The sequence below is a fragment of the Chlorobium sp. genome (assembly GCF_049593655.1).
Taxonomy (GTDB): domain Bacteria; phylum Bacteroidota; class Chlorobiia; order Chlorobiales; family Chlorobiaceae; genus Chlorobium.
The window spans coordinates 65,944-89,018 of sequence record NZ_JBAWHG010000049.1; the positions used below are offsets into that span (position 1 = coordinate 65,944).

Consider the following 23,075-nt stretch of genomic DNA (forward strand, 5'->3'; position numbering starts at 1 on the left):
AAACCGTGTTACCGGGAGGCGTGACCACCCCTTACAAGCAACCATTCCAGCGTGAAAACGATGATCTCTTTTCACAAGCTCACCAGGAAACTCACCATCATACTGTCGGCAGTGTTCTGTCTGTCGAACCTGGCGCTCGGCGCCGCGCCGACATCCTACACTCCCCAGATTCTGCAATATGTGAATGAAGATAAGGTTTATTTGCTAGAAAATATCCGAAAGAACATCTCCATTCCTTCCGAAAAACTCGTCGTGGACGCCCTGCTTTCGGAAGACGGCCCGCAGGCCGCATACCTTTACCGGAAGCAGCTTGCCGAGTATCCGGACCCTTCGCTCGACGAGCTCAGCAGAAGCCGCCTCTCCTCGTTCCAGTTCGTCCTGAACGGACCCCTTGCCTTCCCCGAAAGCGTACCGCCGATGGCGCCGCCGCCGGACAGCGGCAAACCCGCAGCGGCGGCCCCGGTTAAAGAAAAACCGGTTTCGCCGAAGCCCGTAGCGACCCCATCCGCGCCGCCTCCGGTGACTGTACCGGCAACACCCGCTTCCGGAACCGGCCTCTACACCCTCCAGTTCGGAAGCTTCGGCAGCCGTGCCAATGCAGAGAAACTGGCGGCGGAGCTTTCAGGATACGGTCCGGTATCGATCGTTCAGCAGGGCGCTCTGCACAAGGTCCGGCTGCAGAAAAGCTGGCGGACGGAAAGAGAAGCGGAAATTGCCGGAGGCTCGATTCCCTTCACTTCGGTTGCCGTACCTCTGCGATAGGCGGCCGCTCAAAAAGAACAGTGTTTTCATGAAAGCCGCAAGAGAACAGCGCGCCCTGCTCGGAAACTCCACCCTGATAACCCAGCTCAGGGAGCTGGCCCGGCAGGTAGCGGAAACCGACATCACCGTCCTCATTTCCGGAGAGACCGGATCGGGCAAGGAGGTGCTCTCCCGGTTCATCCACGAGCACAGCCGGAGGCGGACAAAAAACTTCATTCCGGTCAATTGCGGCGCCATACCGTCAGGCCTTCTGGAATCGGAGCTTTTCGGCCATGAAAAAGGGTCTTTTACCGGAGCGATTCAGTCCCGGAAAGGGTATTTCGAAAGTGCCGACCAGGGCACCATTTTTCTTGACGAGATCGGAGAGATGCCTCCGGAAACCCAGGTAAAGTTTCTCCGCGTACTTGAAACCGGGGAGTTCCAGCGGGTCGGTTCATCGGAAACCGTCTATTCGGATGCCCGGGTGATCGCCGCAACCAACAAGAACCTCTACCAGCAGGTCGCGGAAAACAATTTCCGGGAGGATCTCTACTACCGGCTCCGGAGCGTCGAACTGCAGCTTCCTCCTCTCAGGGAGAGAGGACGCGACATTCTCCTGCTCACCGAACATTTCGTGCGCGAAGCCGAACGGCAGCAGGGCATCACCTTCGAAGGGTTCGACCCCGAAGCCGTCGAGATCATGCTGCGCTATCCCTGGCCCGGCAACATCAGGGAACTGCGCAACCTGATCGATTCGCTGCTCGTTCTGGAGAAGGGAAAAAAAATAACAGCGGAGGTTCTTGAAAAGCATCTCGTGCAGCGCAGTCGGCATAAAGGACTGGTGCACGATCCGTCACAATCGGAAAAACAGGAGCTGAACCTCATTTACAGCAGCATCATCCAGCTCCGCCAGGAAATGAGCGAAATCCGCCACCTCCTGCAGATGCTGCTGCATACCCGCACCCAGCAGCCTCCGCTTCTGCTGCCGCCTCCCGCATCACCAGCTCCCTCGATCTCTGAGCCGGATGAAACCGCCGGCGTCTCCGATGCCCGAAAAGAAAAGCTGCCTGATGCCGAGGAAACCTCGCTCGAAGCGATCGAGAAAAAAACCATTATCGAAACCCTCCGGCAGCAGCAGGGCAACAGGCGCAAGACCGCCAGGATGCTCGGCATCAACGAAAGAACGCTCTACCGCAAGATCAAGGCATACGGAATCGGCTGAAGAAATCCTTTCGCCCGTTCGGGTTCCTATGCACGCTTCCGGCGGAAAAATCCGGCTGCGAGCAGCACGCCCGACACGACTGCCGCCGCTTCGGGAAGGAGATCGGGATAGCGGGTGTAGAAGGTGAGCCGGCTCGAAAGCGGAACATCAGCAGTAAGGGTTTTTGCCTCCCACCAGGGGATTTCCGCGTAAACACGGCCCATGGAGTCGATAAACGCGGTAATGCCGGTATTGGCGCAACGCGCCATAGCCCGCCTGTTTTCGATGCAGCGCAGCTTCGCAATGGCCGCGTGCTGGTAGGGGCCGTAGGAGGTCGAATACCACCCGTCGTTGGTTACGAGAGTAAGAAACTGGGCTCCGTTACGGACAAAAGCGGTGACAAGGGAGGGAAAAATGGACTCGTAACAGATGATATTGGCTGTTTTCACCGTGCCGTTCGAACGGGAATTGAACTCCATCACCGGAAAGTCCGATCCCTTTCCCCAGCCGCTGATGCCTGCAAGCGAAAAGGTAAACTGGTCGAGCCAGGGCAGATACTCCACATAGGGAACCCTTTCGGCAAAGGGTACCAGATGAATCTTGTGGTAAACCTGGGGCTTGCGGGAATCGGGGGTCAGCAGCATCGATGCATTGTAGGTCTCGAAATACCTGCCGCTCGGTCCGTCGTATTTCACATTCCCGCTTTTGGCCTCGGCCGATTCAGGATGAAAATAGACGATATCGGCAAAACCGCTCAGGAGGGGCACATTCCACTCTTTAAGCGAAAGACGCAGCGAATGCAGGTAGCCGGAATACCGGCTGTCGAGAATGTAGAATGGAATGGCGGTTTCAGGCCAGATAACCAGTTCGGGATTATCCAGAAAGACGGCCTTGCCGGTAAGACGGTAATAGACATCCATAATGTCGGCTCCGCTGTACCGTTTCCATTTTTCCGCCGGATCGATATTGGGCTGTACCAGCGAAACCTTGACGGAACCCTCGGAACTCTCCTCCGGCATATTTTCCCGGAAGGCAAGACCCCCGTAGAAAAGCGGCAGGGCTATCATCAGCGCAACGCCTCCCATGAGCTTCGGTCGCACGCGCCCCTCCTGCCGATCCTGCCAGACCTGCAGGGCAAGAACGTTGAACCAGAGCAGCCAGAACGTGATGCCCCAGACGCCGGTAATATCGGCATACTGGATCATGAAGCTCAGATGGGCCTGCGAATTGCCGAGGGTAAGCCAGCCAAGAGAGAGGTCCTGCTGCATGTATGCCCACTCCCACGCCGTCCAGAGAAAAGGGAGTGAAAAAAGAGCGGAACGAAACCCTTTCCATCGCTTCAGAAGAAGAAATGCAAGAAAAGGGACAGAAAGAAAAAACGACTCGGCAAGAATGGTAAGCAGACCTCCCGGCAGGGTTGCCAGAGAGACCCACCAGAGCGCGATGGAGGAAAACACCAGCATGGAGAACCATACCTTCCGAAAGGCACTCCCGAACGGCTCATCCTGCCGCAGGGAAAGCAGCAGCGGGACAAAAGCGATCCAGGCAAGAAGTTCAAGACGAACGAACGGATAGGAGGGAAAAGAAATGCCGAGAAGAATACCGCTCAGAAGCGGCAACCCGAAAGATCTGGCTCCTGATTTATGGCGTGCAGGCCGGTTATCGTTCATGGGATTTTGCAGCAGTTTACAGAAAATGCAAAAAGCAGGTCTCAGTATACATTATTTCGGTCAAAGCAGCGGAGACGTAAGATATATTTTCCTTTAATTATTGATTTTTATTCTTTAAATTTATTCCAAGCTGTTATTTAACAGGAACCAACACCGTGTGCTTCCTGAAAATATCCAATTTCAACGCCACCAGAAAAAGGAGAAATCATTATGGCTCTTTTCGGCACAAAAGACACCACCACTGCCCACTCGGATTACGAGATTATTCTTGAGGGCGGATCGAGCTCATGGGGAAAGGTAAAAGGGCGCGCGAAGGTAAACGTACCTCCGGCAAGCCCGCTCCTCCCTGCCGACTGTAACGTCAAGATCAATGTCAAACCTCTCGATCCCGCAAAGGGGTTCGTGCGGTTCTCCGCAGTGATCGAGTCGATTGTTGACAGTACCAAGAACAAGTTGGTCGTCGAGGCCGATATTGCCAATGAAACCAAGGAAAGAAGAATTTGTGTAGGCGAAGGATCCGTCACTGTCGGCGACTTCTCGCACTCGTTCTCCTTCGAAGGTTCCGTTGTCAACATGTACTACTACCGCTCCGACGCAGTCCGCAGAAACGTCCCGAATCCGATCTACATGCAGGGACGGCAGTTCCACGACATCATCATGAAAGTGCCTCTCGACAACAACGATGTGATCGACACCTGGGAAGGCACCGTCAAAGCGATATCGAGCACCGGCGCATTCAACGACTGGATTCGCGATTTCTGGTTCATCGGACCGGCATTCACCGCTCTGAACGAAGGCGGACAGAGAATTTCCAAAATCGAGGTTAACAGCATCGGCACCCAGGGCAGCGACAAAGGGCCCGTCGGTGTAACAAGGTGGCGTTTCTCCCACGGCGGTTCCGGTGTTGTAGACTCAATCTCCCGCTGGATGGAACTCTTCCCTGCCGACAAGCTCAACAGGCCGGCATCGGTTGAAGCCGGTTTCCGTTCCGACTCTCAGGGTATCGAGGTGAAGGTTGACGGCGATTTCCCCGGCGTATCGGTAGATGCAGGCGGCGGTCTCCGCAGGATTCTCAACCACCCGCTCATCCCGCTGGTACACCACGGCATGGTCGGAAAGTTCAATGACTTCACGGTCGACACCCAGCTGAAGGTCGTGCTTCCCAAAGGCTACAAGATCCGTTATGCAGCACCTCAGTTCCGTTCGCAGAACCTCGAGGAGTATCGCTGGAGCGGTGGCGCTTACGCCCGCTGGGTCGAGCATGTCTGCAAAGGCGGTTGCGGCCAGTTCGAAGTGCTCTACGCACAGTAACGCTTCACAGTTACCATACAAAAGCCGGCTTTCGCCGGCTTTTGTATTTGTGCCGGATTTCGTCGGCCAGGTACGGGTCTTGCCTGTCGGAAGAATCATCTCCCGGCTTGCGCCTGACCGCTCACCATCTTCACCCCATCATCTGCAGCAGTTCCTCGACCTCGTCGCGGATCTCTTCGAGCAGAACCCTCCGCCGGTCGTCAACGGTGGAGCTTTTTTTCTGATCACGCTCGATCTGCTTGCGCAGCTTGAGAATTTCCGCGGTTTTCCGGTCGGCATCGTTCTCCGGCGCATCCCCTTTAACCAGCTCGCTGGCCCGGCCAAGCTTGTACCCCTTGTCGTATACAAGCTCCTTGATATTGAGCACCATAGCGATATCCCGGTTGGTGTAGCGCCTGTTGCCGCGGGTATCGCGCGAGGGGCTCAGCTCGGTGAAAAAACTCTCCCAGTACCGGAGAAGATAGGCCGGCACGCCGGCTATCCGGCTAACCTCACCGATCGAATAATAGCTTTTCTGCGTCTCGAATGGCATAATGTTACGCTGCCCCGGTATAATTAGTGGAGGAATCGGCGTCAACCCTCACAATATCCCGAGCATGAAATCCAGGGAAAGGGAAGATTTCGGGCGCCGAAGGGGGTAAAGAGGCCACAATACGGCACGGGCTGACACAGATGCCTTTGTGTTTTGCATCTTCTTTATTATACATTACTACCGCAAAAACAAAAAAACACCGGATGAAAAATCTGCTTGCGCTCAAACCCTACCTCCTCAGGTATAAACGTCATCTCGGTGAAGGATTCATCTACATTATCCTTACCAACATCTTTGCGGTAACCGGACCGCACTATATCGGCAAAGCCGTCGATGCCATGCAGGGATCGTTCCGGATGGGGGATATCCTCCGCTTCACGGGAATCTATGTTCTCTTTGCCCTCCTCAGCGGATTCTTTCTTTTTCTCGTCCGCCAGAAAATCATCGTTACCTCGCGCAACATCGAATATGATCTGAAAAACGATTACTACAGTCACCTGCAGCAGCTCCCGCGCAGTTTTTATGACCGGACAAGCACCGGAGAGCTGATTTCCAGGGGCACCAACGACCTGAATGCCGTGCGCGACTTTCTCGGCCCCGGCATCATGTACTCCATCAATACCTTTTTCAAGCTTTTCTTTGCCATCATCGCCATGCTGGCGCTCTCTCCCGTCCTGACCTTTTTCGCCCTGCTTCCCGCCCCGATTCTCAGCTATTCGGTCTACCGGATAGGCCGCTCGATGCAGAAACGCTCGAAAAGCATCCAGGAGAGCTATGCCGAAATCACCAACCTTGTCCAGGAGAACCTTACCGGAATCAGGGTGGTCAAAAGTTATACGCGGGAGGCCGTCGAGATCGAGCGGTTCGAAAAGCTGAACCGGGACTATTACCGGAAGAACCTTTCGCTCGGCAAGCTCCAGGCTCTTTTTTTCGCCATGCTCACCTCCATGACGGCACTATCCCTCATTCCGGTGATCTGGATAGGCGGACTGGCAACCATCGGAGGAAAGATGACCATCGGCGGTATCGCGCAGTTCATCGTCTATGTAACCATGCTGAGCTGGCCCATCATTTCCATCGGCTGGGTAACCGGAATTGTCCAGAAAGCCGCTGCTGCCCAGGGCCGCCTGAGCGAGATTTTCGACACCGTCCCCGATATCGCGAATGAAGAAGCGACAGCGCCACGGACCGATGAAACCGCAACCGGCAGGGGAGAAATCTCGTTCAGCGATGTGTCGTTTCACTACCCCTCGCAGCCTGATATTCCTGTGCTGAAAAACATCACCTTCAAGGCCGGAGCCGGCTCGAAAATCGCCATTGTTGGAGCAACCGGCACCGGAAAAACGACCCTTGTCAACCTCATCCCTCGGCTCTACGAGGCGACCGGAGGCCAGATCCTGCTCGATGGGCGGAATATCCGGGAGATTCCTCTCGAAAGCCTGAGGCTGCAGATCGGATTCGTACCGCAGAACAATTTCCTTTTTTCCGACACCATCGAAAACAATATCGGCTATGGAAACCTGCAGGATGCCGATCCCCGACGGGTGGTCGAGGCCGCGCGCATTGCCATGCTCGACGACGATGTCAGGGATTTTCCGGAACAGTATAAAACCATGCTCGGCGAAAAAGGCATCAACCTGTCGGGCGGACAAAAGCAGCGCGCGTGCATAGCACGAGCCATAGCCTGCCACCCGAAAGTACTGGTACTCGACGATGCGCTCTCGGCCGTCGATACCGCTACGGAAGCCCGGATTTTCGATGCCCTCCTCGAGAAACTGCCGGAAACAACCATCATTCTGATCAGCCACAGGATATCGACCGTTAAAAACTGCGACCGTATTTTTGTACTCAGCGAAGGCACGATAGCTGAATGCGGCACCCACGAACAGCTGCTGCAGCGGAAGGGTATCTACAACGGCCTCTACAACCAGCAGTTGCTCGAGGACGAAATCCTTTCCCTTGCCTGAAGCAAAAGCGAACGCCTACTCACCCGTTACCTTCACCCTGGCTGCATTGGCGACAGCTTTTGCTTTCAGGGCATCGACATCGCCGTCAGGGCTTCCGTAAGCCAGGGTCACGGCCATCCGCCGGTATGGGCGGGTCAACGGTTTTCCGAAAATACGGATATCGGTATCCGGCTCCCTCAGGGCATCCTCCAGACCGGCATAAGAGGGATTCTTCCCCTCGTCATCGGCCAGGACAACCGCGCTTGCACCTGCCCGAAGCAGCCGGATCTCCGGAATCGGAAGACCGAGTACGGCTCTTGCGTGGAGATCAAACTCCGAAAGGTTCTGCGTGCCGGCCAGCGTCACCATGCCGGTATCGTGAGGACGGGGCGAGAGTTCCGAAAAATACAACCCGTCGGAGGCCAGGAAAAACTCGACACCCCAGATGCCTGCACCGGTCAGCGAACCGGTGACTTTTCCGGCAATCTCGCAGGCCTCCTGCAGATGCTCTTCGCTGATGCGGCAGGGCTGCCAGCTCTCCTGATAATCACCCCGCTCCTGGCGGTGGCCAATGGGAGGACAGAACAGCGTCGGGCCGTTTTTCTGTGTTACGGTCAACAGCGTTATTTCGGTATGAAACGGCACGAAGGCCTCGACGATCACCTCAGCAATATCGCCGCGCCTTCCACTCTGCGAATAGCTCCAGGCCCGGTCGATATCCTCCTGTGTCCTGAGGGTGGACTGCCCCTTGCCCGACGAGCTCATCAGCGGTTTCACGACGCAGGGGAGGCCAATCTCGCCGACGGCAGCCCGCAGCTCTCCGGGCGAAGCCGCGTAACGGTATCGGGCCGTTCGAAACCCGAGTTCCCTTGCAGCCAGATCGCGAATGGCTTTCCGGTTCATGGTGAAGTTCGCGGCGCGGGCCGAAGGCACCACCTGTATGCCCTGCTCTTCGTAATCGTAAAACCGTTCAGTCCGGATGGCCTCGATTTCCGGCACGATCAGGTCCGGACGGTGCCGGGCAACCAGGGCATCGAGAGCCCCGCCGTCAAGCATGTCGATCACTTCGCGCTCGTCAGCCACCTGCTGAGCCGGCGCGTCGTTATAGCTGTCGACTGCTATAACGTACTGGCCAAGGCGTTTGGCGGCGATAACGAACTCCCTGCCCAGTTCTCCGCTGCCGAGCAGCATGATTTTTTTCATCATTCCAGTTCTGTTGTTGATTGTTTCCCGGGCCTTGCCGGAACGGCGTTCCCCCCTGAACGTCCTGCCCGGAGAATGAAACCGATACGGTAAAATGGCGGTGTTTTCCGCAAAAGATGCGAACAGCCACCAAACGTGATTTTTCCATTTTCCTTCCCGATCATGCGAAATCCTCGAGCTGGCGAAGAAGATCCTTGCGGGCCGTGCCGTACATGTGCACATAGAGCAGGTTGAACATGAACACGGCGCTTCGCAGTCGTGGAGCCCGCATGGCGCGCTTCAGGGCGTTCCTCACGGTAAATATCCTTCCGGTCAGGGCCGTGTAGCTCGGAATGAACTCCTCGAGGGCGATCCGCTGCGGCCGGTAGAGCATCTCCTGGCCCCATGAGAAGCGGAAGGCATCGTGATCGTCCGACGAATGGAGCAGGCGGCCTTCCAGCGCGAGCCGGTCGAAAACCCCGGTTCCGGGAATGGGGCGCAGAAGGTTGATGCCGGGCACATCGATGCCGGTATCCTCGATAAACTCCTCGAGCATGCGCGGCATGTCGAGCGTATCCTCGTCGAGGCCGTAGATGAAACTGCCGTAGACGCAGATCCCCGCCTCGCGAATGTTTCTGATGCACGCAGCCTGGCGGACTGCGGGGTTATGGAACTTCTGATGGGCGTGGTTGCTGCCGTCGGCAAGGCTTTCAATGCCCACAAGCAGAGCGCCGCAGCCCGAACGGGCAAACGCGTCGAGCAGGCGCGGCTTTTCGCCAAGAGCGGTGGTTGCCTGCCCTACCCAGCTGATACCGAACGGAATGAGTTCGCGAAAAAGTTTTTCGGCATAGTGCTCATCGGCATTGACGGTATCGTCCAGAAAGAAAAAAATCCTTTTGTCCTCCCTGAGAAAGCTTTCGACCTCCCGGAGCACGGAAGGAATGGTGCGGTGGCGCAGCCGGTGGCCGTTCATGACATGCACATTGCAGAAATCGCAACTGTAGGGACACCCCCTGGTGGTCTGCACCACATTGGTGGTGAAGTAGCTGCCGATATCAAGCGCGCCCTTGCCGACGACCCTGTCGAGCGACAGGTCGGGAAACGATGTCACCCGGTACTCCGCCTTGAGTTCTCCGAGGAGAAGATCTTCCTGTACCTCGCGCCAGATGTCGTCGGCCTCTCCGATCACCAGAGCATCGCCGTGGTCACGGCACCGTTCGGGAAAAATGGTCACGTAGGGACCACCGAGCACGACCTTGATGCCTTTCGAGCGAAGCGACCGTGCAAGCTCGAAGGCGGGTTTCACTGCGCCGGTCTGGACGCTGATGCCTGCCATGTCCCAGTGCCGGTCGAGCGGAAGCCGCTCGAAACGCAGATCGCAGATGGTCTGGGTGACACCCGTAACCTGCACCGAACTCAGAATCATAAGGGAGAGCGGCGGTATGGCGAACTGTGCGCGTCTGATGACGTTGCTCAGAACACGCTCCTTGAGCGAACCGAACAGGCCATGCTTTGGTGAAGCGCTGTCAAGGGAAGCGGTACCGTCAACCCCGCTGTCGGCCTGAATGAAAATCAGTAAAACAGACTTGCCGCTCATCGTGCCGCATCCGGGGTTAGAAGCATCTGCAGCTTTTTAAGTTCGAGCAGCGCCTCGATGGGAGTCATCCGGTCGGTATCGATCGCCTCCAGTGCCTCGCGAAGCCGGTTGTCGATCTCCTCGAAAAGGCTTATCTGCATGCTCTGGCGCACCGGTTCATGAACGGCAGGAATATCGAAGTCGCGTTTTTCCATACCGGCAAGAATCTCCTTCGCCCTCGAAATGACGGCCTGGGGCATGCCGGCCATCCGGGCCACCTCGATGCCGTAACTGTTGTCCGAAGCGCCCCTGACGATCTTGCGGAGAAAAACCACCCGGTCGGCGGTTTCGATAACCGTGGCGTTATAGTTCACGATCCCCGGAAAACGGGCCTCCAGTTCGGCAAGTTCATGGTAATGGGTGGCAAAAAGCGTCCGCGCGCCGATATGGCGGCTGATATATTCACCGATCGACCAGGCGATGGACAAGCCGTCGCTGGTGCTGGTTCCCCTGCCGATCTCATCGAGCAGCAGCAGGCTTTTCTCCGTGGCGTTGTTGAGAATGGCCGCAGCTTCGTTCATTTCGACAAGAAAAGTGCTTTCACCGGATGCAAGATTGTCGGAAGCTCCCACTCTGGTGAAAATGCGGTCGACGATGCCGATCTCCGCCTTTTCGGCAGGCACGAAGCTTCCTGCCTGCGCAAGCAGTACGATAAGACCTGTCTGCCGGAGAAAAGAGCTCTTGCCGGCCATGTTGGGTCCGGTGATCATGAGCATCCGCTGCTTTTGATCAAAAAGACAGTCGTTGGCGACATAGGCCTCGCCCGCGGCCATGATCCGTTCGAGCACCGGATGACGTCCGCCGAGAATCAGAAGCCCCGAATGACTGGAGATGCCTGGTTTGCAGTAGCCGTACTCGTCGGCGCACACGGCAAACGAAAGCAGGCAGTCGATCTCGGCTATCCTGCCGGCATTTTCCTGTATCGGAGCGGCATGGGCGGCAATGGTGCGGCACAGTTCCTGGAACAGCTGCTGTTCGAGCACGATACTCCGCTCCTCCGCGTTGAGAATCCGTTCCTCATACTCCTTGAGGGCGGGAATGGTGAAGCGCTCGGCGTTGACAAGAGTCTGCTTCTTTTCGTAGTATGGAGGCACCTTGTCGAGATTGGCCCGGCTGATTTCGATATAGTAGCCGAATACCCTGTTGAACTGAACCTTGAGCGAAGAAATCGAGGTTCGCTGGCGCTCTTCCTGCTGTATTTCAAGAAGCCTTTCCCTGGCCGTCGATGCTGTAAGACGGAGCCCGTCGAGTTCCTCGTGATAGCCCGCACGGATGTAGCCACCGTCCCGCATCGATGCTCCGGCCTCGGGATCGACAGCCCTTTCGACAAGCTCGACAAGCTCCGGAAGCGGTTCGAGAGCGCCGGAAAGCGCAGCCAGACGCTTTGAAGACACATCCCGCAGCACGTTTTTCAACCGGGGGATGACGGCAAGCGCCGAACCGAGCTGACGGACCTCCCGGGGTATGGAACGGAGCGTGGCGATGCGCGCAAGCACCCGCTCCAGATCACTGACTTCCGCAAGCAGGTTCCCGACCTCATCTCTCAGTGATTTAACGGCTTTCAGCTCCTCCACGGCATCCTGGCGCAGCGTGATATCGGTGTTTTTCAGCAGCGGACGCTGCAGCCACTGGCGGATCAGCCGGCCTCCCATCGGGTTCCGGGTACGGTCCATAACCTCGAGCAGACTGCCGCCCGGCGAGCCGTCCTGCATGGAGGTGATGATTTCGAGATTTCTTTTTGTCTGCAGATCGAGCGTCATGAAGTCGCCACTCTGCAGAGGTGTGATCCGCGTGATATACTGCAGGCTGCTCTGTCGGGTCTCTTCGAGATAGTGAAGGATAACGCCAGCCGCAATCCGGGCGGCACCGCCGCCCTGAATGCCGAAACCTTTCAGGGAGTGGGTCCTGAAATGACGGGAAAGCACCTCTCCGGCGTGATCTTCCCTGAAAAGCCACTCGTCGAGCGTGGTGATTGCCGCACTGTCGGAGAGCACCGTACGGAGCATCTCCAGACGTTCCCGGTCTCCCGAGGAAACCAGCAGTTCGGCTGGGTGGAGGGAGCGAAGAAAATCGGCGGCATCGTCCGGATGCAGTTCGGCTATCCTGAACTCGGCGGTCGTGACATCGATAAAAGCCACCCCACAGAGCGTCTGGCGGCCGGAACGGAGAAATGCAAGCGCCGAAAGGTAGTTGTTCCGCCGGTCGTCGAGGATGCTGTCGCTGTAGGTCACTCCCGGCGTGATGATATCGGTTATCTCCCTGCGGACAATACCCTTGGCTGTTGCAGGATCCTCAACCTGATCGCACACCGCCACCTTGTACCCTTTTTTCACCAGCCTGGCTATGTATCCTTCGCTTGCATGATGCGGAAAGCCGGCCATAGGAGTGTCGGACGATGAACCGTTCGAACGCCTGGTCAGCACGATATTGAGCGCCGCAGCGACCTGGCGGGCGTCGTCGAAAAAGGTCTCGTAAAAATCACCGACCCTGAACAGCAGCAGGTAATCCGGATAGCGATCCTTGACGTCCAGATACTGGCGCATCATGGGTGAATGCTCTTTGCGGGCAGCGTCCTTGGCACTCATACCTTCTCTTGATCTTCTTTAGGGAACCTGTTAGCGTAGCGAAATCCGGCCTTGCCGGCAGGAGATGTCCCTGAAGCTACTGCAGAAGCTTAAAATAAACAAGCCGCCAGAGGCATTCAGGGCTTGACAAGCCCGCAGGAGGGCAATACCTTTAAACGTGCAGCACTCTTCAATTTCCACCCGGTCTCTCCATGAATTTTCATACCATACTGCTTTTCATTCATGTCACCTGTTTTGGCGCCTGGTTCGGAACGGTTCTGGCATCGATCTTCCTGCTTAAAACGCTCGAGTCCAGGCTTACCGGCACGGCGGTCCGCGCCGGAGAGGATGCGATCCTGCTCAGGGAGTACATCAAAACGGAAACGAAAGTCGCCGATGTCGCCTTCATAGGCGTTATCCTGTCCGGAATTCTTCTGGCCTCGTTTTTTCACGGCTGGACCCTTTGGGTGGCGGTGAAATCCGGTCTGATCATCCTGCAGGTCGCCCTCACCATGGGTTACATCGTTCGCGCCATACGGCCGATCAGCTATCCCTGTTCGCCGGAAATGTTCCGGAACTGGTACACGCTCTTTGCCATTTCACTCGGCATGTTCGCTCTCGTGCTCGGTGTAACTTTTTTTCTGCTCTGAAGCGGAGGGTATTGGAGCAAATAATTTGATCTTAAGGGAATGATTGACTATATTCAAACCCTTTATCACTAAACTATAGGTGCAAGATGCAGGCGCTGATCAAGATTTCCGATAAACAGTATCTGGTTAAACAGGGTGACACGCTTTTCGTTCCGCGGCAGAAAGCTGCAGTAGGAGCCACCCTTGACGTAACGTCCATGGCGGCAATCGATGGAGAGAATACATCTTTACAGTCTTCAGGAACCGTACAGGTTAAAGTCCTCGGTCATGTCAAGGATGAGAAAGTCGTTGTATTCAAGAAAAAACGCAGAAAACGCTACCAGTCACGAAACGGGCACCGTCAGCAGATGACCCGTATCGAAGTGGTATCGATCTGAAAAACCAGTCAGGATTGCTAACGTTAATTATTTTTTACTATGGCTCATAAAAAAGGCGGCGGATCGACGAAAAACGGACGGGACAGCAACCCGAAATACCTCGGTGTGAAAGCAGCCGGAGGATCGACCGTATCAGCAGGCACCATCATTCTCAGACAGAGAGGCACGGTTATCAAGCCGGGAAACAATGCCGGAATCGGACGTGACCATACCATTTTCTCGCTTGTTGACGGAGTCGTAACGTTCCGCAACGGTCGCAACAACAAAAAACAGGTGGATATCATCCCCGCCTGATTTGGCTTGAAACAAAATAAGCTTATATTTCCTGAAGCCGTCTATTCACATATGGGCGGCTTTTTTTTTTGCTGAATCGAAACAGGCTGTAAACTGGCAAAAGCCCGAAAATCTGTCTCATGAGTTTTTTTTCACCCTATTAAAACATAGAGCCTTATGAAAATCACCGTTATCGGAGCCGGGAATGTAGGAGCCACGGCAGCTCTTCGAATTGCCGAAAAACAACTTGCCAAAGAGGTTGTGCTGATTGATATCGTCGAAGGAATCCCCCAGGGTAAAGCTCTTGACATGTACGAGTCGGGACCTGTTGCGCTGTTCGATACCCGCATACTCGGTTCGAATGACTATCAAGATTCCGAAAATTCCGACATCGTCCTCATAACCGCAGGCCTTGCAAGAAAACCCGGCATGAGCAGGGAAGACCTTCTGATGAAAAACACGGCAATCATCAAAGAGGTCACCCAGCAGGTCATGAAGTATTCGAAAAATCCGATCATCATCATGGTATCGAATCCGCTCGATGTCATGACCCATGTCGCCCACACCGTCAGCGGTCTGGAAAAGGAACGGGTCATAGGCATGGCCGGCGTACTCGACACGGCAAGATTCAGAAGCTTCATTGCCGAGGCTCTCGACGTCTCCATGCAGGACATCAACGCATTCGTGCTGGGCGGACATGGCGATTCCATGGTGCCGATAGTCAAGTACACCAGCGTTGCCGGAATTCCCCTTTCGGAACTCATGCCTAAAGAGCAGATCGATGCCATTGTCGAACGCACAAGAAACGGTGGCATTGAAATCGTGAACCATCTGAAAACCGGTTCCGCATTCTATGCCCCTGCAGCATCGGCCGTCGAGATGATCGAGGCGATCGTTAAAGACCGCAAGCGCATTATCCCCTGCACAACACTCCTCACCGGACAGTACGGCATCGATAACGTCTTCTGCGGAGTCCCGGTCAAAATCGGCAAAAACGGTGTCGAACAGATTCTCGAACTCGATCTTGCAGCAGACGAACTCGAAGCCCTTCAGAAATCCGCGGCGCTTGTCGACGAGAACTGCAAAAGCCTCCAGAGCATTATCGCCTGAGCGATTCCTGTTTTCACACAATGAAAAAAGCGGCTAAAAAGCCGCTTTTTTCATGAACAGATGTCCCCCATTACATCTGCTCTACCTCACTGGCGTGAGGAATATCAATGACAAATATTATTCAACAAATCCCATGCCAGAACAACCCTGCACGGTAAAATTCATCATTCACAGCTCTTTTCGGCAAATAAACACCACCTGATGCCCCCCCAGGAAGCGGACCGTGACGCTCCGCAACAAACAGTGACCGGACAATCCGTCTCACTTTCCACGGTTTCTGTCTCTGCCTGAAACAGACGGAACAGCTGTTTTCACTTTCTATGAAGGCTGAGCAGCTCCTGCTCCGGAAAAAGAGGCTTCATGAAGACGAAACCCGAAGGCCGGTAAAAGTTTTTCCATACCGGAAATTCTGTAAATAAAGACTGGTTCCAGGAGAATTGCCGGCAGCGACCGGTTCGTCAGGGCAAAAAAAAAGAGGCCGTAAAGGCCTCCTTTTTTTCGAACAGATGTCCCCCATTACATCTGCTCACTCTCACTGGCGTGAGAAGTTCATCAATAATTATGCAATCTTCATGCCAGAAATATCAATCCCCGGTATGATCAAAGCAAATGCAGCACAATCCGGCGAAAGGTCTCAAAACCGTACCTGAGCAAACAAAATAACCCATACCGGAAATTCCATGCCGAACAGGCGGCATTCAGGGGTACGGACGGCAGTATCTCCTCAGTTCGGACAAAAAAAAAGAGGCCGTAAAGGCCTCCTTTTTTTTCGAGCAGATGTCCCCCATTACATCTGCTCACTCTCACTGGCGTGAGAAGTTCATCAATAATTATGCAACCTTCATGCCAGAAAAACCAAATTTTGTCACGATCATTGATAATGCAGCACAAACCGGCTAAAAGTTGCAATACCGGACAGGATAAGAAAAAGGAGGAGATTCGACTGTCTCAATTCATAACAAAAACCATCCCGAAACGAGACAATATGCGATACACTGACACAGTTGTCTCACCCGAATCGGGGCCTTCCGAAAGACGACAGGCGGCAACGGCCGTCTCAAAGGCTGCCGGGTAACGAGGGCTCTTCGTGGGTAATGCAGTGAATGGCGCCGAGCCCCCAGATCAGATCGGAGCAGTCGATGCCGACAACCTTCCTCCCGGGAAAACACCCCTGAAGCAGATCGAGAGCCAGGCGGTCTCTCGATGAACGATAGGTCGGCACAAGCACAACCGTACCGGCTATATAGAAGTTGGCATAGCTTGCCGGCAGCCGTTCTCCGTCATGATAAACCGGATCGGGCATCGGCAGTCGGAGGATCTGCAGCGGACTGCCGTCGATATCGGTAAACCGCTTGAGCCGCTCGTAATTATCCATGAGCGGAAGATAGTTCTCATCCTGGGGATCATCCTCGACGGCGGTCACCACGGTTGTTTCAGCGACAAAACGCGACATGTCATCAACATGGCCGTCGGTATCGTCTCCGGCAATTCCATCGCCGAGCCAGAGCACCTTCCGGGCGCCGAGATATTTCCGGAGCTCGCCTTCAATCTCAAGGCGACTCATTGCGGGGTTGCGGTTCGGATTGAGCAGACATGCCTCCGTCGTCAGAAGCAGCCCTTTTCCGTTCACGTCTATCGCGCCCCCTTCAAGCACCATACCGGTTGAGACAACCGGAAGCTGCTGAAGAGCGGCAACTCTTCGAGGAACTGCATTATCGTCGTCATAAGGCTCATATTTGCCGCCCCAGGCGTTGTACTCCCAGTTCACGATAACCTTCTCCATCCGGCCGCCCTCCTGCCGGAAAACGTAGTTTGGACCATGATCGCGGCACCAAGCGTCGTTGGTGGGAATACCGTGAAAGAAAATCCTCTCCATCACCGCCGTTGCATGTGTGTCGGCAAGGATACGTTCACGGGCCTGGGCTGCCATGGCTTCGTCAAGAACGTTGATGTGCACCTCCTCCGAGGTACTCAGCCATGCGGCGATTTCCGCAAAGACCAGAGGAACCGGTTCGAACTTTCCGGGCCAGGATGCAAGCTTGTGCGGCCAGGAAAGCCAGGTCGCCTTGCGGGGCGCCCACTCGGGCGGCATGATGTATCGGTATTGGGTCATGATGGTATGAAATGAAAGTCGGTTCTGTAATCAGGATACCCCGGATCCTGACATCTGCCGGATCCTCCGGATGCGGTCGAGCACCGGCGGATGGGAGTAGTTGAGAAAAACGTAGAAAGGATGGGGCGTAAGGTTCGACAGGTTGCTGCGCGAAAGTTTTTTAAGGGCTTCGGCAAGAGCTTCGCCATTTTCCGATGTGGAGACCGCATAGGCATCGGCCTCATACTCGTGCCTGCGCGAGAGCACCTGCAGAAAAATCGAGAGCAGGAATTCAGCGGGAGTATACAGCAGCATGAAAAAAACCAGGCTTCCGTACACCGATACCTCGCTCATGTAAAACGCATCGAAAAGCTGGCGGTTCAGCATAAACAGCGAAAGCAGATAGAACATGATACCGAGATTGAGCATGCCGAGCACCATATTGATCACCACATGCCGCTTCCTGAAATGCCCTGTTTCATGGGCAAGCACGCCGACAAGTTCATCAACCGTATGATTGGCGATCAGCGTATCGAAAAGGGCTATTCTTTTCCGACTCCCGAAACCGGTGAAAAAAGCGTTGGCTTTTGAAGATCGCTTTGAACCGTCTATGACAAAAATGCCCGAAAGCGGAAACTCCGTGTGCCGGGCGTAGTGCAGAATAGCGGTTTTCAGCTCGCCATCTCCGAGCGGCTCGAAACGGTTGAAAAGCGGCATGATCCATGCCGGAGCAACATACTGCAGCATAAGGGTAAGCAGCACGAAAACGCCCCATGCCCAGAGCCAGGCCGAGTCTCCCGCATAAGCGAAAAAAGAGAGCAGCAGTGCAAGCGCCGGAACTCCGAGAAGCAGGGCGAGCAGGAGCGATTTCACTGTATCGGCGGCAAACACCGCCGGCGTTGTCTTGTTGAAACCGAACCGCTCTTCTATGACAAAGGTGCGGTAGAGCGTGAAGGGAAAGCCTTCGACAGCCTGCAGAAGCAGAATAGAGCCGATATAGAGCAGTCCGGTCGGCAGGGCGCCGAAGCCGAACCCCCTGAAAAAGCGGTCCAGCAGCTCGAAGCCCCCGGCAAACCAGAAAACGAGAAGCACAGCCAGGCCAAATGCCGCCTCGGCAATCGAAAATCCCGTTGTCGCCCGCAGATACTCCTGCGACTTCCTGTAGGCATCAGGATCGAATACTCCGTGAAACTCCTCCGGAAGATCTGCGCGTGACGAGGCGAGATTGAGGATGTCGGCTACAACCTTCAGAAAAAAGGTCAGCAGCAGCGTCCAGAAAACAACCAGTCCGTAACCATTCATGGCATGATCCTTCTGCCTGACCGCGTACATGCAATTTTCTCTCTCCGGAAAACCATGCGTTACTCCTCGATGAACCGTTTCTGTAAATCCCCGTAGGTCTCGATCCTCCTGTCGCGCAGAAACGGCCAGTGAGCACGGTAAAAATCGATCCTGCTGCAATCGCAGCCGGCCATGAGGACGGTTTCGTCCTGGTGGGCGGCCTCGGCGATAACCTGACCGAAGGGGTCGCATACAAAACTGTTGCCCCAGAATTCGAGATCGCCCTCGACCCCGACCCGGTTGGCTGCCGCGACGAAAACCCCGTTCGCAACCGCATGGCTCAGCTGCATGGTCTTCCATGCCTGCTGCTGTGCGCGCCGAACATCTTCAGAATGCTCTTCGGCAGCCCACCCGATCGCAGTGGGATAGAAAAGAATCTCGGCGCCGCGCAAGGCGGTGAGCCTTGCCGCTTCGGGATACCACTGGTCCCAGCAGATCAGCACGCCGATTCGCGCATAACGGGTATCGAAAACCCGGTAGCCGAGATCTCCCGGCGTGAAGTAAAATTTCTCATAAAAACCCGGATCGTCGGGAATATGCATCTTGCGGTATTTGCCCAGATAGCTTCCGTCCGCATCGATAACCGCCGCGGTGTTGTGATAGAGCCCCCTTGCCCTTTTCTCGAACAGAGAAGCGACAATCACCACCTCGAGTTCGCGGGCAAGCGCCTGAAGGAGGTCTGTAGATGGCCCGGGCACCGGTTCGGCGTACCCGAACGGCTCATAGGCTTCGGTCTGGCAGAAGTAACGCGTTGTAAAGAGCTCCTGCAGACAGATGATCCCTGCGCCCGAAGCTGCGGCCTGCCTGATTTTCTGACAGGCTTTTTCAAGGTTTCCTGCGGGATTTTCCCCGCATGAAGTCTGAACAAGCGCGATGGAAACGGGTTCTCGGCTCATGAATCGAAAAAAGAGTTAAAAAAGAAGCCCTCCGGAAAACAGGAGGCCGTGAATGGTCATAACCTTGCCGGTTCCTGCAAGCACGGCGTTGAGCTCCCTCCCCTCCGAACGGTAAAGTTTCCCGATCATACCGATGGCAAGCGGAAGAGAGAAAAGTGAAAGCAGCCCCCATACGGAGTAACCCTCAATCCAAACCAGCAGCGGAACAAGATAGGCCACGGCCGTAAGCAGCACGTAGAGAGCCCTTGCAGCGGCTCCGCCTATGCGCGCGGGAAGCGTCATCTTGCCGACCGTACGGTCGGTTGCGATATCCCGGATGTTGTTGACCAGGAGAATATTGACGGAAAAAGCCCCCGGTGCAGCCGCCGCGAGCAGCACCGGAACGGAGAGATCCAGCGCCTGCACATAGTAGGTGCCTCCGACCGCCACCAGACCGAAAAACACGAACACAAACAGGTCCCCGAGACCTGAATAGGCTATTGGCCAGGGGCCGCCCGTATAGGCCCAGGCAAAAAGCAGCGACAGGAGACCGATCAGGAGAATCGGCCAGCCGGCCGTGTACACCAGATACATGCCGAGCAGAAAAACCGCAGAAACAAGGCCGATGGAAACATGGATCATCCGCTGTTCGGTGATGATGCCGGCGGCAACGGTCCTTGTCGGCCCAAGCCTGTCGGCCGTATCGGCTCCCTTGCGGAAATCGTAGATTTCATTGATAAAATTGGTTGCCACCTGGATGCCGAGCGCACAGACAAGCGCCACGATCGCAGCCGGCAACCGGAACCGCCCGTCGGCGGCCGCCATGGCGCTGCCGAGGATGACCGGCACCGCTCCGGCGGGAAGCGTTTTCGGACGTATGGCGAGCATCCATGCATCGAATGGAGTCAGAGCCGCGCCCGTCGCACCGGAAGGCTTACTGTTCATTCTTTTTCTGCTTTCCCATTTTAACGCTGCTGAAGGTGTGCCTGATCTTCTCGCCCGGCCGGATATAGGTCAGGCTGTGCCTGACGGCCATGGCCGCATCGCTCAGCCCCGTCTGGATGATCTTGAGTTTGCCCGGATACCAGGCTATATCTCCGGCGGCATAGAGGCCGTCCACCGAAGTCTTCATGTGGCTGTCGACGACCAGCGCGTTGTCAACAAGCTCGAGATCCCACTCGGCAAGCGGACCGAGGTTCGACCTGAACCCTATCAATATCAGCAGCCGGTCGGCGGCAATTTCTACGGATGCGCCGTTTTTGCGCGTAAGCGTCACTTTTTTCAGCTCCCCCTCCACCTCTTCTATCGAGGATACTTCCGTATCCATATACACGCCGATTGCCCCCTGCTCCCGGGCCTCGTCAACCTCACGGGCGGTTTTGCCATGCCCCTGGAACTCGTGCATCCGGTGCACCAGCGTTACCTGCCCGGCGCTCTTGAGAAGCCCGACCGTCCAGTCGAGAGCGGAATCGCCTCCGCCGACAATGACAACCTTTTTGCCGGCAAAATCACTGATATTGCGCACAGCATAGAATATCGACTTTCCTTCGAGATGATCGACAGAGCCGAGCTGAGGCAGTTTTCGGGGTGTAAACGCGCCGAGACCTGCTGCAAGCAGCAAGGCACGCGAAAGGAACACGTTCCCCGATGTCGTGGTGGTTTCGAACGAACCGTCGGAAAGTTTCCTGTAACGCCTGACCGCCTCTCCGAGAACAATCTCGGGATGATAGCGCTCAGCCTGCTTCCACAGGCTGTCGACAAGACCTGCTGCGGGAACCTCGGGAAATCCGGCAACATCATAGATATGTTTTTCAGGATAGAGCGCGGCAAGCTGGCCGCCAAGCTGAGGCATGCTCTCGATAATCCGGCAGGTAATATTGTTCATGCCGCACTGAAACGCCGCGAAAATCCCTGTAGGTCCGCCTCCTACAATGGTCAGATCCCGAATCTCTTCACCGCCGCTGTAATAGACTTTATTGAGTGTCATGGCTGTACTTGCCGTTTATAAACGTGAAGCAGTGTTCATTATTCCGCGGCATCACTGCGGGGGGATTTTTTCAGATAGATCAAGCCTTCAGGATCAACCATACCGTACAGAATCGTAACCAGCATTCCGTCCGCATCGAGTTCGTGGATTTCGACATGAACGGCATCGTATTTTGAGACCTGGTTGCCCGCGTTATCCTTGAAAAAAAACAGCGCCCTTGTGCCGCCATGCGGCGTCTCGCCCAGAAATTCATAGGTACCGTCATCCATCTCATCGAGTGCGCATCCGGGTGCCCGGCTTTCAATAGGGCATCCCGCGCACTGGGAATAAAATCCTTCTACGGAATCGGCGTAATCACAAACAGGAAACTTCATGGTTGCCTCCCTCTTTTTTCCTCTGAATGGAAATCCTGCGTGCTGCAACCCCCGGATTGACTGGATGGAAAAAGGAGGTGAACAGCGTACGGAACAACAGGATCTGAATGGCCGAATGAGCACCCGGCAGTACCGGCTGTCAAGGCGAACTCAATATAATACCTTTACGATTTTGTTGGAGATTTTATGTTTATTGATTTCTTACAATGGACGGAACGTGAAATTCAAACCCGCCTCATGTTAGCAAAAAGAATCATTCCCTGCCTCGACGTAACGGGCGGCAGGGTCGTCAAGGGAATCAACTTCGAAGGGCTCAGGGACGCAGGCTCGATACTGGAACAGGCCCGATTCTACAACAGCGAACTAGCCGATGAGCTGGTATTTCTCGACATATCGGCATCCATAGAATCACGCAAGACCACACTGGAGGAGGTACTGAAGGTATCCGGCGAGGTGTTCATTCCGCTCACCGTCGGAGGGGGCATAAACTCCGTCGAACGAGCACGCGAGATTTTCATGCACGGCGCCGACAAGGTATCGGTCAACACCGCGGCAATCGAAAAGCCGGAACTGATCTCCCGCATCGCCGAAAAATACGGCTCCCAGGCGGTGGTGGTTGCCATAGACGTGAAAAAGAAAGATTGCCGCCACATGGTACATACCCACTCGGGCAGAAACCCCACCGCGTATGAAGCGGTGGAATGGGCGCAGCTGGTGCAGGAGCTGGGAGCTGGAGAGATACTGCTTACAAGCATGGACCGCGACGGCACACAGGAAGGGTACGACAACGACATCCTTTCAAAGGTATCCTCCTCGGTACACATTCCCGTTATCGCCTCGGGCGGCGCCGGCAATCTCGAGCATCTCTACGACGGATTCACCAGGGGAAAAGCCGATGCGGCTCTGGCAGCATCCATCTTCCACTTCCGCCAGTACTCCATACGCCAGGCCAAACAGTACCTGCGCGACCGGGGAATTACGGTCAGACTCTAAGTACCGGTCACAGCGCTCCTCCGGAGAAGGTATCGCCCGCGGTAACGTCTCCGGTCGTATAGCCTTTGCTGAACCAGCGCATCCGCTGTTCCGGGGTGCCGTGAGTGAAGGAGTCCGGCGCCGCATACCCCTGACTCTGTTTCTGGATCCGGTCATCCCCCACCGCTCCGGCGGCACTGACCGCCTCCTCGATGTCTCCGGATTCCAGCAGGTTCATCCG

Annotated in this window: 21 protein-coding genes; 9 read left to right on the forward strand and 12 right to left on the reverse strand. The window is 55.4% G+C overall.

Annotated elements, in window-relative coordinates; genetic code table 11:
* Positions 1-60: 60 nt before the first annotated feature.
* Positions 61-762, forward strand: coding sequence for an SPOR domain-containing protein (locus WBP50_RS08910; protein WP_423933623.1), 702 nt, complete (start codon positions 61-63; stop codon positions 760-762).
* Between the two features lie 28 nt (positions 763-790).
* Positions 791-1,963: a sigma-54 interaction domain-containing protein gene (locus tag WBP50_RS08915; protein ID WP_423933572.1), complete on the forward strand. Its 1,173-nt coding sequence runs from the start codon at positions 791-793 to the stop codon at positions 1,961-1,963.
* A gap of 26 nt (positions 1,964-1,989) precedes the next feature.
* Here WBP50_RS08915 and lnt read toward each other — a convergent pair whose 3' ends face one another.
* The gene (gene lnt / locus WBP50_RS08920; RefSeq protein ID WP_423933575.1) at positions 1,990-3,612 is read right to left on the reverse strand and encodes an apolipoprotein N-acyltransferase; all 1,623 of its coding nucleotides are present in this window, start codon (positions 3,610-3,612) and stop codon (positions 1,990-1,992) included.
* Positions 3,613-3,822: 210 nt separating this feature from the next.
* On the opposite strand from lnt, the gene WBP50_RS08925 reads away from it, so the two are divergent.
* Positions 3,823-4,923 carry a bacteriochlorophyll a protein gene (locus WBP50_RS08925; protein WP_423933578.1) on the forward strand — a complete coding sequence of 367 codons (1,101 nt, stop codon included), beginning with the start codon at positions 3,823-3,825 and terminating at the stop codon, positions 4,921-4,923.
* 130 nt (positions 4,924-5,053) lie between these two features.
* Here WBP50_RS08925 and WBP50_RS08930 read toward each other — a convergent pair whose 3' ends face one another.
* Positions 5,054-5,455, reverse strand: coding sequence for a MerR family transcriptional regulator (locus WBP50_RS08930; protein WP_423933580.1), 402 nt, complete (start codon positions 5,453-5,455; stop codon positions 5,054-5,056).
* Positions 5,456-5,658: 203 nt separating this feature from the next.
* On the opposite strand from WBP50_RS08930, the gene WBP50_RS08935 reads away from it, so the two are divergent.
* Positions 5,659-7,422, forward strand: coding sequence for an ABC transporter ATP-binding protein (locus WBP50_RS08935; protein WP_423933583.1), 1,764 nt, complete (start codon positions 5,659-5,661; stop codon positions 7,420-7,422).
* A 15-nt stretch (positions 7,423-7,437) separates the two neighbouring features.
* Here the strand turns inward: WBP50_RS08935 and purT are convergent, their stop codons facing one another.
* The 3 genes from purT to mutS all read right to left on the reverse strand — a co-directional run bounded on the left by purT (position 7,438) and on the right by mutS (position 12,804).
* On the reverse strand, positions 7,438-8,607 hold the full coding sequence (purT, locus tag WBP50_RS08940; RefSeq protein WP_423933585.1) for a formate-dependent phosphoribosylglycinamide formyltransferase: 1,170 nt from the start codon (positions 8,605-8,607) through the stop codon (positions 7,438-7,440).
* 157 nt (positions 8,608-8,764) lie between these two features.
* Positions 8,765-10,180, reverse strand: coding sequence for a B12-binding domain-containing radical SAM protein (locus WBP50_RS08945; protein WP_423933587.1), 1,416 nt, complete (start codon positions 10,178-10,180; stop codon positions 8,765-8,767).
* Positions 10,177-12,804, reverse strand: a complete 2,628-nt coding sequence (gene mutS / locus WBP50_RS08950; RefSeq protein WP_423933589.1) for a DNA mismatch repair protein MutS — start codon at positions 12,802-12,804, stop codon at positions 10,177-10,179. Before mutS ends, WBP50_RS08945 begins: the two co-directional genes overlap by 4 nt.
* A 191-nt stretch (positions 12,805-12,995) precedes the next feature.
* Here mutS and WBP50_RS08955 point away from each other — a divergent pair, with 191 nt between their 5' ends.
* The 4 genes from WBP50_RS08955 (at position 12,996) to mdh (ending at position 15,193) form a co-directional block, all read left to right on the forward strand.
* Entirely contained in the window at positions 12,996-13,433 is a 438-nt protein-coding gene (locus tag WBP50_RS08955; protein ID WP_423933592.1) for a hypothetical protein, read from the forward strand.
* An 86-nt stretch (positions 13,434-13,519) separates the two neighbouring features.
* Positions 13,520-13,810 (forward strand): 50S ribosomal protein L21, encoded by a 291-nt coding sequence (gene rplU / locus WBP50_RS08960; RefSeq protein ID WP_423933595.1) that lies wholly within the window; start codon positions 13,520-13,522, stop codon positions 13,808-13,810.
* 39 nt (positions 13,811-13,849) lie between these two features.
* A complete protein-coding gene (rpmA, locus tag WBP50_RS08965) occupies positions 13,850-14,104 on the forward strand; it encodes a 50S ribosomal protein L27 (RefSeq protein WP_423933597.1) in 255 nt (84 codons plus the stop codon).
* A 156-nt stretch (positions 14,105-14,260) separates the two neighbouring features.
* Positions 14,261-15,193: a malate dehydrogenase gene (gene mdh / locus WBP50_RS08970; RefSeq protein WP_423933599.1), complete on the forward strand. Its 933-nt coding sequence runs from the start codon at positions 14,261-14,263 to the stop codon at positions 15,191-15,193.
* A 1,057-nt stretch (positions 15,194-16,250) separates the two neighbouring features.
* Here mdh and WBP50_RS08975 read toward each other — a convergent pair.
* Genes WBP50_RS08975 through WBP50_RS09000 form a run of 6 tightly spaced genes read right to left on the reverse strand, consistent with a single transcriptional unit; the run spans position 16,251 to position 21,862 of the window.
* Entirely contained in the window at positions 16,251-17,306 is a 1,056-nt protein-coding gene (locus tag WBP50_RS08975; RefSeq protein WP_423933601.1) for an agmatine deiminase family protein, read from the reverse strand.
* A 30-nt stretch (positions 17,307-17,336) separates the two neighbouring features.
* Positions 17,337-18,587, reverse strand: coding sequence for a M48 family metallopeptidase (locus tag WBP50_RS08980; RefSeq protein WP_423933625.1), 1,251 nt, complete (start codon positions 18,585-18,587; stop codon positions 17,337-17,339).
* 59 nt (positions 18,588-18,646) lie between these two features.
* Positions 18,647-19,522: a carbon-nitrogen hydrolase gene (locus tag WBP50_RS08985; protein WP_423933604.1), complete on the reverse strand. Its 876-nt coding sequence runs from the start codon at positions 19,520-19,522 to the stop codon at positions 18,647-18,649.
* A gap of 15 nt (positions 19,523-19,537) precedes the next feature.
* Positions 19,538-20,446 (reverse strand): 1,4-dihydroxy-2-naphthoate polyprenyltransferase, encoded by a 909-nt coding sequence (locus WBP50_RS08990; RefSeq protein WP_423933606.1) that lies wholly within the window; start codon positions 20,444-20,446, stop codon positions 19,538-19,540.
* Entirely contained in the window at positions 20,436-21,488 is a 1,053-nt protein-coding gene (locus WBP50_RS08995) for an NAD(P)/FAD-dependent oxidoreductase (RefSeq protein ID WP_423933609.1), read from the reverse strand. The genes WBP50_RS08990 and WBP50_RS08995 overlap by 11 nt, the downstream gene beginning before the upstream one ends.
* A 38-nt stretch (positions 21,489-21,526) precedes the next feature.
* On the reverse strand, positions 21,527-21,862 hold the full coding sequence (locus WBP50_RS09000; RefSeq protein WP_423933612.1) for a hypothetical protein: 336 nt from the start codon (positions 21,860-21,862) through the stop codon (positions 21,527-21,529).
* A gap of 237 nt (positions 21,863-22,099) precedes the next feature.
* Between WBP50_RS09000 and hisF the strand changes: the two genes are divergently transcribed.
* Positions 22,100-22,855, forward strand: coding sequence for an imidazole glycerol phosphate synthase subunit HisF (gene hisF / locus WBP50_RS09005; protein WP_423933615.1), 756 nt, complete (start codon positions 22,100-22,102; stop codon positions 22,853-22,855).
* 7 nt (positions 22,856-22,862) lie between these two features.
* Here hisF and WBP50_RS09010 read toward each other — a convergent pair.
* Positions 22,863-23,075: neutral zinc metallopeptidase (locus tag WBP50_RS09010; protein ID WP_423933618.1), on the reverse strand; the 213-nt coding region annotated here is incomplete at its 5' end.